Source organism: Buttiauxella sp. (assembly GCF_035271705.1).
In the GTDB taxonomy this organism is placed as follows: domain Bacteria; phylum Pseudomonadota; class Gammaproteobacteria; order Enterobacterales; family Enterobacteriaceae; genus Buttiauxella.
In genome coordinates this window covers 1-13,358 of record NZ_DATERI010000171.1, presented here as the reverse complement: position 1 = coordinate 13,358, position 13,358 = coordinate 1, and the positions used below count along the sequence as shown (strand labels likewise).

Below are 13,358 nucleotides of genomic sequence, written 5' to 3'. Positions count from 1 at the left end.
CCAACGCGAGTAGAGTACGCTTTAATAATACCCAAGACGTAATCAACATAACGTGGACCAATGCCGGAACCTGTTGCCACGCCACCTGCGGTGGTGTTGGAAGAGGTCACGTATGGATAGGTACCGTGATCGATGTCCAGCAACGTGCCTTGAGCACCTTCGAACATGATGAAGTCGCCGCGCTTACGTGCCCCATCCAGCAGATCGGACACATCAACTACCATGTTGGTCAGAATGTCAGCCACTGCCATGACATCGTCCAGAACTTTCTGGTAATCAACCGCTTCAACTTTATAGAAGTTAACCAGTTGGAAGTTATGGTATTCCAGAACTTCTTTCAGTTTGTCTGCAAAGGTGGCTTTGTCGAACAGGTCGCCAACGCGCAGGCCACGACGGGCCACTTTGTCTTCATATGCAGGACCGATACCACGACCGGTAGTACCGATAGCTTTGGCACCACGAGCTTTCTCACGAGCCACATCCAACGCAACGTGATAATCAAGGATCAGTGGACATGCTTCAGATAACAGCAGGCGCTCACGTACCGGAATCCCACGGTCTTCTAGCTCTTTCATCTCTTTCATCAGTGCAGCAGGAGACAGCACAACGCCATTACCGATGATGCTGGTAACGTTATCACGCAGAATACCTGATGGAATAAGATGAAGAACGGTTTTTTCACCGTTGATTACGAGAGTATGGCCTGCGTTGTGACCGCCCTGGTAGCGCACAACATATTTAGCCCGTTCAGTCAGAAGATCTACGATCTTTCCTTTACCTTCGTCACCCCATTGGGTGCCCAGTACGACGACGTTGTTACCCATTTTTCAAAATCACCGTTTGCTTAAAAAAGGATTCTACCATCGGTTTCTTCGATGATCAGCCCTTTTAGTATACAAAATGGCAATCATCATCCTCAATGTGACTCAACCACCGGTTCGACTCAACATGTAGTAGATAACGATACCCGCAACCACTAGACCACCACCAAAACGGCGCAGTGTATTGTCGGGAAGTTGAGTTAAAGCGGCAATCATTTGGCGCCACATGCGCGGATAAAGCATCGGCCCAAGTCCTTCGAGCACTAAAACTAACGCTAATGCCATCCAAATAGTCGAATTCATATTTCCCTCAAACACCAATAAAAAAAGAGCCGGTTAGACCGGCTCTTGTATCACTCGCGAAGATTAACGTGAACTGTTCGCTGGTGCTTTCATGTAGCGGAAGAAATCACTATCAGGACTTAACACCATCACATCCTGACCAGAATTGAAGCTTGCCTCGTAAGCACGCAGGCTACGAATAAACGCATAGAAGTCTGGATCCTGACTGAATGCGTCAGCAAACAGTTTGGCAACTTCAGCATCACCTTCACCACGGCTAATACGGCCCTGGCGTTCGGCTTCTGCCAGAGTACGAGTCACTTCGTAGTCGGCGGTAGCACGCAGCTTCTCAGCTTCTTCCTGGCCTTGTGAACGGTGACGACGAGCAACAGCTTCACGCTCTGCACGCATACGATTGTAGATAGCTTCAGAAACCTCTGCTGGCAGGTTGATCTGCTTGATACGCACATCAACCACTTCGATGCCCAATGCCGTCATACTGTTCGGGTTCACCACTGGCACTTTGCCTTTGGTTTCCGCCGTTACACGCGCAGCAGCCGATGCAATGGCATCATCCGCAGCAGGTGTTGACACTTCATCATCAGCGCCCGCGGTACCAGAGTTCAGCGCATCACGTACATCCAGAGTCAGACGGCCACGAGAATCGGTCACAATGTCTTTAACATCAAGACGACCAATTTCAGAACGCAGACGGTCACTGAATTTACGTTTTAACAGCACTTCTGCCTGAGAAACATCACCACCACCGGTTGCCAGGTAGTAACGACTGAAATCACTGATACGCCATTTGATGTAAGAATCAACGATCAGGTCTTTCTTCTCTTTGGTGACAAAGCGATCGGCCTGGTTGTCCATCGTCTGAATACGCGCATCAAGGGTTTTCACCGACTCGATGAACGGTACTTTGAAATGCAGACCTGGCTCATAGACCACGGGTTTGTTTTCATTATCACGCAACACTTTACCGAAGCGTAACGTAATCCCGCGCTCGCCTTCCTGTACCACGAAGACCGAGGTAAACAGCACTACCAGCACGATGATAATTAAAGCAATGACTGACTTACGCATCGTTATTCACTCCCTACGCGCTGGTTATCAGTGCGCTGTGCATCGGTACGGCGCTGATCCATGATATCGCCTCGACTTGATGAAGACTGTGTGGCGCTACCGCTGCTAGAGCCGGATGCCGGTGGCAGGCGTAACAAGTTATTCGCCGCACTGGTATCACTCTTTGCTGCAGGTTGTGAGCCGCCTTTCAGCATCTGATCCAGAGGCAGGACCATCAGGTTGCCCCCTTTGTCGTTAACCACAACTTTACGGGTATGGCTAAGCACTTTTTCCATGGTTTCGATATACAGACGCTCACGGGTAATTTCCGGTGCGGCTTTATATTCCGGCAACATCTTCGAGAAGCGGGCGACTTCACCCTGCGCTTCTAACACGGTCTGTGTTTTATAAGCACGAGCTTCTTCAAGGATACGCTGCGCCTGACCATTAGCACGCGGCTGAACTTCGTTGGTATAGGCTTCTGCTTCACGGATATATTGCTGTTCGTTTTCACGCGCGGAAATCGCGTCATCAAACGCAGCTTTCACCTCTTCCGGCGGACGAGCAGTCTGGAAGTTGACGTCCAGTAAGGTGATACCCATGTTGTATGGACGAATGGTTTCTTCCAGTTCGCGCTGAGTATCATTACGAATGATGGTACGACCCTCGGTGAGGATCTTATCCATGGTGTATTTACCGATTACACCACGCAGTGCGCTGTCAGTTGCCTGACGCAGGCTGTCGTCTGCGCTGGTTACGCTGTACAGATAGTGACGTGGATCAGTCACGCGATACTGGACGTTCATTTCGACACGCACCACGTTTTCATCGGACGTCAACATCACACCAGAAGCCGCCAATTCGCGTACAGCTTCAACGTTTACAGCAGTGACTTTATCAACAAAGGTCGGTTTCCAGTTCAGGCCCGGCTCAACCAAATGGCTGAATTGACCAAAACGCGTTACCACACCACGTTCAGCTTCTTTAATGGTATAGAACCCAGTTGCAGCCCAAATGACCACAGCTACAGCGGCAACGATACCAACCATACGGCCACCGATGTGGGGACGAGGAAGTTGTGAAGAACCACCACCGGTACCACCGCCACCGCTTTTACCACCACCCAGACCACCGAGTTTTTTGCTTAATTTCCGGAAGATATCATCCAGATCAGGAGGCCCCTGATCCCGCCCTCCTTTGTTACCCCCAGAGTCGCCGCCTGGTTTGCTGCTTCCCCACGGGTCGCGGTCCTGTCCGTTATTACCGGGCTGATTCCACGCCATGTTTATGCTCCATATTTGTTGTGCGGTGATATCCCCATAAGGGGAAAAAGTCTTCAGGACAGTCCCTTGACTTGCTAAACGATGTAGTCAGCGAGTGCCGGTTCTTGTTTACAGAGGCGACGCCAGTCAACAATAGGCATACGAATTTGTAAGCCAACACTGCCGTCCTCCTCCATCCACTCTTTTTCTATTGCCTGAAGCTGATAAAAACGGCTCCGCAGTCGCCCAGCCTGGGGGGGCAAGCACAACGTATGCTGTGCAATTTCACCAGATAAACGCTCAGTCAAAGCCTGGAAAAGCAGTGGAACGCCGTCACCTGTCTGGGCAGAAAGCCAGACCCGAATCGGCATATTTTCATCATCTCTGTCGATACGTGGAACAAAGTCATCCAACATATCTATTTTATTCATCACCAGCAGCGTGGGAATTTCATTGGCCTCAATCTCTTCGAGAACGGTATTAACCGCGGCAATGTTCTCCTGGATCCTGAGGTCACTTGCATCAATGATATGTAATAACAATGTCGCCTGACGCGTTTCCTGCAAGGTTGCTTTAAACGCCGCCACTAAATCGTGTGGCAGGTGACGAATAAAACCTACTGTATCTGCCAGTATGGTTTCACCAACATCCGTAACGTTAATTCGACGTAATGTTGGATCCAGTGTGGCAAACAACTGATCTGCGGCATAAACATCTGCCGCTGTTATTTGGTTAAACAGGGTGGATTTGCCGGCGTTGGTGTAGCCCACCAGAGAAACAGTTGGGATATCAGCCTTGGCACGCGATCTTCGCCCTTGTTCACGCTGTTTTTCGACTCGTTCTAAGCGACCAAGGATCTGCATAATCCGGTTGCGCAGTAAACGGCGGTCGGTTTCGAGCTGAGTTTCCCCAGGGCCTCGTGAACCTATCCCCCCTCCCTGACGCTCAAGGTGGGTCCAGCCGCGCACCAGGCGAGTTGCCATGTGACGTAACTGAGCCAGTTCAACCTGCAACTTACCTTCATGGGTACGTGCACGTTGAGCAAAAATATCTAAAATCAGGCCGGTTCTGTCGACGACACGACATTCACACAGCGCTTCGAGGTTACGCTCCTGAGCTGGAGACAACGCATGATCAAATAAAATGACCGATGCCCCAGTGGCTTTCACTGCATCGGCAATTTCAATTGCCTTACCTTCACCAACAAAATACTTCGGGTGAGGAGCTTTACGGCTACCAGTAACCACCTGTAATGCTTCGACACCGGCTGAAGAGACCAGGGATTCAAACTCCTCCAGATCTTCTTTGTCTTTGTCTTGCGTAAAATAGATGTGTACCAGCACCGCCAGCTCACCGGCATCATAACGGTCAAACAAGCGTATAACCTCTCAAAAAGACCAGCGGGGAACCCAGCATCCCTGGTTCCCCGGCTTGGAAAAACAACGTTATGCCTTATTCAGCGTCTTCGTTGTCTTGTTGTGGCGCAGAACCTTGCGCACTTCCACCATGGTGGAAGCTGCCAGAACCGCTAGTACCGGTGTTATTGCTGTGATGAGATACCGGACGAGACGGAACAACAGTTGAAATCGCGTGCTTATAGACCATCTGGCTAACCGTGTTTTTCAACAGGATCACAAACTGATCAAAAGACTCAATCTGACCTTGCAGCTTAATACCATTCACCAAATAAATAGAAACTGGAACACGTTCGCGACGCAGTGCGTTCAAGAACGGATCTTGTAATGATTGCCCCTTAGCCATTCTATCTTTTCCTTATATGTTTGTTGTTTGTAACTCAAGAACCCTGTGGCTCTGAAAAACTGCGTAAGATACTGCGCACCATAACGATTCAATTGTACACATTCATTGATGCTTCGCACTAACTACCTGTACTACATCGTTGTAAGACTGAGATGGATTATCACTGTCTAACCAGTGAACACCTTCCCAACCTCTCAACCAGGTCATTTGCCGCTTAGCCAATTGTCTCGTCGCGCAAATACCACGATAAACCATTTCATCATGAGTAATTTCACTCGCCAGATAGGACCACATCTGCCGATAACCCACACAACGAATGGAAGGCATATCCGTATGCAAATCACCACGGGCAAAAAGAGCCCGTACTTCAGCTTCAAATCCCGAAACTAACATCTGATGAAAACGCTGCTCAATTCTTTGATGGAGCAGTTCACGGCTCGCCGGGGCGATGGCGAACTGATGCACCTGGTAAGGCAGAGCTTCTCCTGACGTTTGTGTCAGTTCCGTTAAAGTTTTACCCGAAATGAAAAAAACTTCCAGTGCACGGGAAAGTCTTTGTGGATCATTTGGATGAATACGTGCAGCGGCCACCGGATCAACCCGTGCTAACTCACGGTGCAACGCATCCCATCCTTGCTCTGCTGCCTGTTTTTCTATCCGTTCCCGAACATGCGGATCGGCGGAGGGTAACGGCGATAAACCTTCTAACAATGCCTTGAAGTAGAGCATCGTTCCCCCTACTAACAAGGGGATACGTCCGCTCGCGGTAATTTCCGCCATTTCGGCCAGCGCATCACGCCGGAAATCTGCGGCGGAATAAGCCTGTGCCGGATCGAGAATATCAAGTAACCGATGCGGAGCCTGGGCAAGTTCTTGCTCCGTTGGCTTCGCTGTACCGATATCCATCCCTTGATAGATAAGGGCCGAATCGACGCTTATCAACTCTACCGGCAACGTTTTACGCAAATTAATGGCTAACGCTGTCTTACCAGAGGCCGTCGGCCCCATCAGAAAAATTGCCTGTGGCAGGTTTTGCTTAACTTCAGTCATGTTTCAGGGCGTTCATCGCCAATTGTAGATCAACAGGTTGTAACAAACCGCCAGGTGGTGATTTCACCAGCTGCGGACAAAGACGCTCCACATCAGCAAGCAGGGCAATAGCCTGCGCTTGGTTCCATTGTTCATGAAAGCCGTCCATTTGACGAGCAAACCATTGAGCAATCTGTGTTGCGTTAACCTCTGTCTGTTGCGCCAAGTATCCTGGCAGTTCGTGAATCAAGATTTGTAAATTTTGTTTACGCAAAGGTAAAGGTACTGTGCGAATTGTTAACTGACGCGACTCAGCGATAAATTCGATGCCCATTTCCAGCAAAACTGGCTGATTTTTCACCAAAACATCCTGCTCTTCCTTGGTCACTTTCAACCGAACAGGAATCAGCAACGGTTGAGCCCGGGCACCTTCACTGCCCGGTACGAGTTGCGCCATTCTCAACCAACGTTCAGCGACGCTCAGTGAAAGCAGCATCAATTTACCTTCGCGTTCCAACAATGCGACATCCGGCGCAAGAACCGTCAGCACGCGGCCAAAACTTTGCGCATGTGCGTCTAACGCTTCATATGCTTCTGGCTCAGCAACACGATTTTCTGACGCGGGCGCAGGCGTATTCAGCAATTCGCGGTACAACGTCCCTTCTTTCTTCTGGAATCCAGGCACAGCATGGGGCCACAAAGGTGCACTTTTATTCGCACGACTACTGCTATCCCCAGCGATATTTGGCCCAGAACTGCGAGGTGACGTTTCACGATATGGCGCTTCGCGATGTGCTGACGCAGGAGCGGGCGTCGCAAATTGATTACGTCCCGACGCCACGCGGTTTTCTGGCTGCCAGCGTGGTTGAGGATCTTCCGCTGTTTCTTCCAGTGGTAGACGATTTTCGCTTTGTTGTTGCAAGACGCTCAGAACACCCTGGTAGATAAAATCATGCACCAGTCGCGACTGATGAAAACGGACTTCATGTTTAGCCGGATGCACATTCACATCCACCTGGTGTGGGTCAATCTCAAGATATAGCACAAACGCCGGTTGTTGATCGGCTCCAAGCTTATCTTCACAGGCCTGGCGAATTGCGTGGTTGATCAAACGGTCGCGCATCATGCGCCCATTCACATAACAATATTGGATTTCTGCCAGTGCAGACGTGGTCGCTGACGGTTCAGCTACCCAGCCACGCAACGCCAAATCACCATGTTGCCATTCAATGGCCAATGCTTGTTCGAGGAACGCGGTACCGCAAATCGCCCCAAGGCGCCGCTCACGTGGTGCGCCTTGCGCAACTGCACGGTACTGGCGTATCACTTTGCCGTTATGCGTGAGATTAATCGACACATCAAAGCGCGCCAGCGCAATACGTCTGACTATCTCATCAATGTGGTTGAATTCAGTTTTCTCGGTACGCATAAATTTGCGCCGAGCAGGCGTGTTGTAGAACAAGTCCAGTACTTCGAGCGTGGTTCCAACAGGATGGGCGGCGGGTTTCACCGTCACATCTTGCTCACGCCCTTCGGCGTAGGCCTGCCACGCCTCACTTTGTTCAGCGGTACGTGACGTTAACGTCAGCCGTGCGACCGAGCTAATACTCGCTAGCGCTTCACCACGAAAACCGAGGCTAATAATGGCCTCAAGGTCATCAAGTGTGGCGATTTTACTGGTGGCATGACGAGCCAGCGCCAGCGCCAGCTCATCTTTTTTAATACCACAGCCATTGTCACGGATGCGAATGAGCTTGGCACCACCGCGTTCGATATCTATATCAATTCGCGTAGCACCCGCATCAAGGCTGTTCTCAACCAGTTCTTTCACCACCGACGCGGGGCGCTCTACCACTTCGCCAGCAGCAATCTGGTTAGCAAGTTGCGGTGGCAAAACCTGAATCGGCATGAAATATCCTTATTGAGTAATCGCGACCTGATCAATACCCGCGCCTGAGCGTGCAGTCTGAGAAGATTCAGGTGCAGATTGTAACGGATGCGTCTGGAAATAATCCCTTAACCCTTGATAAATAGCCTGGGCAATTTTTTGCTGATAATCATCGCTATCCAGCAGGCGCTCTTCCGAGTTGTTACTAATAAACCCAGTTTCCACCAGCACGGAAGGAATGTCAGGAGAACGTAACACCCCAAGGCTTGCGTGTTCAGGACGACGTTTATGTAACGAGCCTACCCGCTGCATCTGCTCCAGAACTTTGTTTGCCACATCATACCCAACCCGCTGGGAATGGCCGAATTGCAAATCCAGAACCGCCTGGCTGAGATACGGGTCAGACTGGCTGTTGGCCAGCACGTCGCCCGCACCGCCAAGTAGCTCGGATTGTTTTTCGTGCTGCTCAAGCCAGCCTGCCATTTCGCTATTCGCACGGCGATTTGACAGTACCCAGACTGAAGCACCCGTTGCATCACGATTAGGCGCGGCATCCGCATGAATCGAAACCAGAATATTGGCGTTCTGCTTACGTGCGACATCTGAACGCCCCATCACCGAAATGAAATAGTCTCCATCGCGGGTCAGCACGCCTTTAAATGTCGGGTCGTCATTAAGCAATGAACGCAGTTTGCGCGCGATAGAGATTGTGACGTTTTTCTCTTGGGTGCCGCCAGGGCCAATCGCGCCTGGGTCTTGTCCGCCGTGCCCTGCATCAATGGCTACCACAACAGCATCAGAAGCATCAGATGGAGCGCTGACGCGCTTCGTACGCTCTGTACGTGCGGGATGCATCGCAGTATTCGAACTTATTGCGCCCGTCACGCTTTGCGAGCTAAAGGGATTTCTTGGGGGTTCCGTTGAACGTGCTATCACGGGTACTTCAACGCGTTTGGCCACAACTGGCGGTGGCGGTGGCGGTGGCGGTGCATCGGCATTAATGGTGAACACCACCGTGTAATTCCCGCCATTTTGCTGTTTCACAGCACGCGTTTTACCCGCCTGTGTAAGATCAACGACCAGGCGTAAAGAACTGCTATCTTTCGATTGCCCTGAGCGGATACTTTTCACCAGGTTATTGCCACTGAAAAGCAACGGCAGACCTTTGATAACGCCAGTTTGTTTGATGTCCAGGGCAAGGCTTTTCTTATCGTCCTGCGAAAAAGCATATTCAGGGTCGCCAATAAAACTAAAGGTAATTCTGGCCTGAGAATTACCGTTTGATACCTGAATATCTGCTAAATTTGCGGCGCTGGCTTGTGCCGTCAGCACCAGTATGCACAACGCCATCAACCCACTTTTTACGCGATAGATCATCCCGTCATCCTTGCTATTTGGCAAACCGAGCCATTAACGACTCACCAGATGAGGAAACTGCTTTCAGACACGCCTCGCGTCCGTCAGCCTGGTAACTTAGGTGAATTTCGACATCCGGTTCTGGAAGCACACCCTGACCTTTTTGCGGCCACTCCACCAGACTGATTGCATCATTGGTGAAATAGTCACGGATTCCCATAAACTCGAGTTCTTCTGGAGAGGCAAGACGGTAAAGATCAAAGTGATACACCATCAAATCACCGAGGGTGTAAGGTTCCACCAATGTATATGTTGGGCTTTTAACGTTTCCTTTATGACCCAGTGCCTGCACAAAACCGCGGCTAAATGTGGTTTTCCCCGCACCAAGGTCACCATACAGATGAATGACGGTAGCACCAAAGCAGGCTTTAGCCATACGCGCGCCCAGTTCTAAGGTCGCGGCTTCATCAGGTAATGCGATAACTCGATTAATCATTTTCTTTGCTATTCAAATCCGGGTTAACAAAAGGGTACAGCGTCGTTAATAAGTCAGTGGCTAACATACCACGCGTGCCGAAGCGGCGGGCTAACATGTCGGCGGCTGCCCCATGAGCAACACATCCAGCGCTTGCAGCATCATACGGGGCTAACTTCTGTGCCAGCAATGCTCCGATGATTCCGGACAGCACATCCCCCATTCCACCACTGCCCATTCCAGCATTGCCCACATCAATAATTGCGCATTCACCATTTTGGCTGGCAACAACCGTACCGGCACCTTTTAAGACCACAATTCCGCCGTATCGTTTTACCAGGCGGTCAGCAGAAAGTAAGCGGTCACTCTCAATTTGTGAAACTGAGCAATTTAATAGCCGGGCAGCCTCGCCAGGATGCGGCGTAATCACGCGATTCTGACGTTTATCGGGATTGATTGCCAGAAGGTTCAACGCATCGGCATCCCAGAGCATCGGTTTGCGGCTGTTCTCTACTTTTTCCAGGGCTTTTTTCCCCCATTCTTGCTGCCCTAAACCTGGGCCAATGACCACGACATCTGCCCATTCAAGACATTCATCCAGTGAATGTGGTGTCAGTTCCTGAACCATTAATTCAGGACGTGCAGTCAACAAAGGGGCGATATTCTCAGGGCGAGTCAACACTCTGACAAGGCCCGCACCTGCTCGCAATGCTGCCTCCCCCGTCATGCGAATCGCCCCCGCCGTTCCGTGGTCGCCACCAATAATCACCAGACGCCCGTTACTGCCTTTGTGCGATGTCGGTTTCCTCGGGCGCAGCCAGCCGGATAATTGCGCGCTATCCACGCGAGAAATGGGTGCCGTTTGTCCACTCAACCACGCCTCAAGGCCGAGCGCATGGAAATGCAGTTCTCCCACCACATCCCGCGCTTTCCCAGTCAGTAAACCGGGTTTGAGGGCAATAAACGTGAGGGTATGGCTGGCGTGTATCACCGCACCTGGCGTTGCCCCTGTTTCCGCGAGCAAGCCAGAAGGAATATCAAGAGCAATGACCGGGGCTGAGTGCTGATTACATTTTTCGATAATCTGTGCGGCAGCCTCGCGCGGTGCACTATTCAGACCGATTCCCATCACGCCATCAATCACCAGGTCGATGTCATCAGGCCAAAGATGTTCCGGTGCATGTATGACACCTGCGGCATTCAGCCAGGCTTCACGCGCAGTGGCAGCTTCTTCAGGCAACGCTTTATCACTTTCTAGCGCCAGCAATGTCACGCGGATCCCAGCAGCCTGGGCGAGGCGAGCGACCACGTAACCATCACCACCGTTGTTCCCATGCCCGCACACCACCAGCCAGTGCTGGCTTTGTGGATAAAGCTCACGGGCTAAATTAAACGCCGCCGCCCCTGCTCGCTGCATCAGTTCATACATCGTTAACCCTAAGTCATCTGCTGCCTGCTTTTCTGCGGTGCGCAACCAGTCTGCTGACCAGACTGAATGTGGTATACTTTTGGCGGTTATTTTTAGGCTCAGGTCCGTCATGTCACAGCCCCTCGATCTCAATCAATTAGCGCAAAATATCAAAAAGTGGGGAATCGACCTCGGCTTCCAGCAAGTGGGGATTACCGATACCGACCTCACCACCAGTGAACCCGCGCTCCAGATGTGGCTGGATAAACAATACCACGGCGAGATGGACTGGATGGCTCGTCACGGCATGATGCGCGCCCGGCCTCACGAGTTGCTCCCCGGGACATTACGTGTGATTAGCGTGCGGATGAACTATCTCCCAGCTAATGCCGCGTTTGCATCGACGCTCAAAAATCCCAAAATCGGTTATATCAGCCGTTATGCCCTGGGACGCGATTACCACAAGCTGCTGCGTAACCGTCTCAAAAAATTGGGCGAAATGATCCAGTCCCACTGTGCCACGCTGAATTTTAGACCTTTTGTGGATTCAGCGCCGCTTCTTGAGCGCCCTCTGGCTGAAAAGGCCGGTCTGGGTTGGACAGGTAAGCACTCACTTACCCTCAATCAAGAAGCAGGTTCGTTCTTTTTCCTGGGTGAATTGTTAGTCGATATCCCTCTTCCTGTTGATGAAGCTATCGAGGAACAGTGCGGGCGCTGCGTGGCCTGCATGACTATTTGCCCAACAGGCGCGATAGTCGAACCCTACACTGTCGACGCCCGCCGTTGTATTTCTTATCTCACCATTGAGCTTGAAGGTGCTATTCCTGAAGAATTCAGGCCGTTAATCGGAAACAGGATTTACGGCTGCGACGATTGCCAGCTGATTTGCCCGTGGAATCGTTTTTCACAACTGACGGTGGAAGACGACTTTAGCCCGCGTAGCAAGTTGCATGCACCGGAACTGGTCGAGCTTTTCACCTGGACTGAAGAATATTTCCTGCGCGTGACTGAAGGTTCGGCGATTCGACGGATTGGACATTTACGTTGGCTGCGAAATATTGCTGTGGCGATGGGCAATGCACCATGGGATGAAGCGATTTTGGAAGCGCTACAGCAGCGAAAAGGTGAGCACCCACTTCTGGACGAACACATTGACTGGGCGATTGCGCAACAATTAACCAGACGAAGCGCGGATGCCACGGAAGTCCAGTTACCGCAAAAACAGCGTCTGGTTCGCGTCATTGAAAAGGGGCTAAAACGTGATGCGTGACATGTCCACAGGATGTGAATAAAAATTAGAACGCCTTGTGTTATCAATGAAAAAAAAACGTCAAGCGGCTGAGTTAACATTTCAGAACATTTAAAACATGATGTAAATCAATGCGTTAAAATAATCATGTAAAAATCAAGAAATAGTTAGCGATCTAAGGGAATGGAATCGATCTGTGGATAAGTCTGTTTACAGAAATTTATCAGGAGCGTAAAAACCACCACCGACGCTGCTTAGCGTTGTGGATAATTTGTACTGGAGATAAGAATTTGGAGCGGGAAACGAGACTCGAACTCGCGACCCCGACCTTGGCAAGGTCGTGCTCTACCAACTGAGCTATTCCCGCATATTCTTCGTCTTTCAAGCTGCTGCTGTGTTAGCTGCCTTCGTTCACCTTAGTCACTTACTTAAGTAAGCTTCTAAGGATTCGCTCAGTTGCTGCCTTACCGCAACTCGAAATCCATCGAATTTGGTGGTGGTGCATGGCTAAAAGCCAAATCAAATTTTGGAGCGGGAAACGAGACTCGAACTCGCGACCCCGACCTTGGCAAGGTCGTGCTCTACCAACTGAGCTATTCCCGCTTGGGTGGTGCTGGCTGTAAAAAGCCTAATCAAATTTGGAGCGGGAAACGAGACTCGAACTCGCGACCCCGACCTTGGCAAGGTCGTGCTCTACCAACTGAGCTATTCCCGCAAAAATTTGTTGCTGTCGTAACGTGTAATTCTCTGTCGTTACGG

General features: G+C 50.8%; 12 protein-coding genes and 3 tRNA genes. 1 reads left to right on the top strand and 14 read right to left on the bottom strand.

Going from position 1 to position 13,358, the window contains the following annotated elements; all coding sequences use genetic code 11:
* From VJY99_RS15745 to nnr, 11 genes are all read right to left on the bottom strand, one after another.
* The coding region (locus VJY99_RS15745) for an adenylosuccinate synthase (protein WP_324120112.1) at positions 1-824 on the bottom strand (824 nt) is incomplete at its 3' end.
* A gap of 102 nt (positions 825-926) precedes the next feature.
* Complete coding sequence (locus VJY99_RS15740) at positions 927-1,124, bottom strand: DUF2065 domain-containing protein (protein ID WP_324120110.1); 198 nt, start codon at positions 1,122-1,124, stop codon at positions 927-929.
* Between the two features lie 63 nt (positions 1,125-1,187).
* Positions 1,188-2,192 (bottom strand): protease modulator HflC, encoded by a 1,005-nt coding sequence (hflC, locus tag VJY99_RS15735; RefSeq protein WP_324120108.1) that lies wholly within the window; start codon positions 2,190-2,192, stop codon positions 1,188-1,190.
* 2 nt (positions 2,193-2,194) lie between these two features.
* Complete coding sequence (gene hflK / locus VJY99_RS15730) at positions 2,195-3,454, bottom strand: FtsH protease activity modulator HflK (RefSeq protein ID WP_324120106.1); 1,260 nt, start codon at positions 3,452-3,454, stop codon at positions 2,195-2,197.
* A gap of 74 nt (positions 3,455-3,528) precedes the next feature.
* On the bottom strand, positions 3,529-4,809 hold the full coding sequence (gene hflX, locus VJY99_RS15725; RefSeq protein ID WP_324120104.1) for a ribosome rescue GTPase HflX: 1,281 nt from the start codon (positions 4,807-4,809) through the stop codon (positions 3,529-3,531).
* A gap of 76 nt (positions 4,810-4,885) precedes the next feature.
* Positions 4,886-5,194, bottom strand: coding sequence for an RNA chaperone Hfq (gene hfq, locus VJY99_RS15720; protein WP_324120102.1), 309 nt, complete (start codon positions 5,192-5,194; stop codon positions 4,886-4,888).
* A 102-nt stretch (positions 5,195-5,296) separates the two neighbouring features.
* Positions 5,297-6,244, bottom strand: coding sequence for a tRNA (adenosine(37)-N6)-dimethylallyltransferase MiaA (gene miaA / locus VJY99_RS15715; RefSeq protein WP_324120100.1), 948 nt, complete (start codon positions 6,242-6,244; stop codon positions 5,297-5,299).
* The gene (gene mutL / locus VJY99_RS15710; RefSeq protein WP_324120098.1) at positions 6,237-8,132 is read right to left on the bottom strand and encodes a DNA mismatch repair endonuclease MutL; all 1,896 of its coding nucleotides are present in this window, start codon (positions 8,130-8,132) and stop codon (positions 6,237-6,239) included. Before mutL ends, miaA begins: the two co-directional genes overlap by 8 nt.
* 9 nt (positions 8,133-8,141) lie before the next feature.
* Positions 8,142-9,488 (bottom strand): N-acetylmuramoyl-L-alanine amidase AmiB, encoded by a 1,347-nt coding sequence (gene amiB, locus VJY99_RS15705; RefSeq protein WP_324120096.1) that lies wholly within the window; start codon positions 9,486-9,488, stop codon positions 8,142-8,144.
* Between the two features lie 13 nt (positions 9,489-9,501).
* Complete coding sequence (tsaE, locus tag VJY99_RS15700) at positions 9,502-9,963, bottom strand: tRNA (adenosine(37)-N6)-threonylcarbamoyltransferase complex ATPase subunit type 1 TsaE (protein ID WP_324120094.1); 462 nt, start codon at positions 9,961-9,963, stop codon at positions 9,502-9,504.
* The gene (gene nnr, locus VJY99_RS15695) at positions 9,956-11,482 is read right to left on the bottom strand and encodes a bifunctional ADP-dependent NAD(P)H-hydrate dehydratase/NAD(P)H-hydrate epimerase (protein WP_324120092.1); all 1,527 of its coding nucleotides are present in this window, start codon (positions 11,480-11,482) and stop codon (positions 9,956-9,958) included. The genes tsaE and nnr overlap by 8 nt, the downstream gene beginning before the upstream one ends.
* On the opposite strand from nnr, the gene queG reads away from it, so the two are divergent.
* On the top strand, positions 11,481-12,620 hold the full coding sequence (queG, locus tag VJY99_RS15690; RefSeq protein ID WP_324120090.1) for a tRNA epoxyqueuosine(34) reductase QueG: 1,140 nt from the start codon (positions 11,481-11,483) through the stop codon (positions 12,618-12,620). The genes nnr and queG overlap by 2 nt on opposite strands.
* Positions 12,621-12,890: 270 nt before the next feature.
* On the opposite strand, the gene VJY99_RS15685 is transcribed toward queG, so the two are convergent.
* The 3 genes from VJY99_RS15685 to VJY99_RS15675 form a co-directional block, all read right to left on the bottom strand.
* Positions 12,891-12,966: transfer RNA gene (locus VJY99_RS15685), tRNA-Gly, on the bottom strand.
* A 160-nt stretch (positions 12,967-13,126) separates the two neighbouring features.
* A tRNA-Gly gene (locus VJY99_RS15680) sits at positions 13,127-13,202 on the bottom strand.
* Positions 13,203-13,238: 36 nt separating this feature from the next.
* Positions 13,239-13,314: transfer RNA gene (locus VJY99_RS15675), tRNA-Gly, on the bottom strand.
* Between the last annotated feature and the right edge of the window lie 44 nt (positions 13,315-13,358).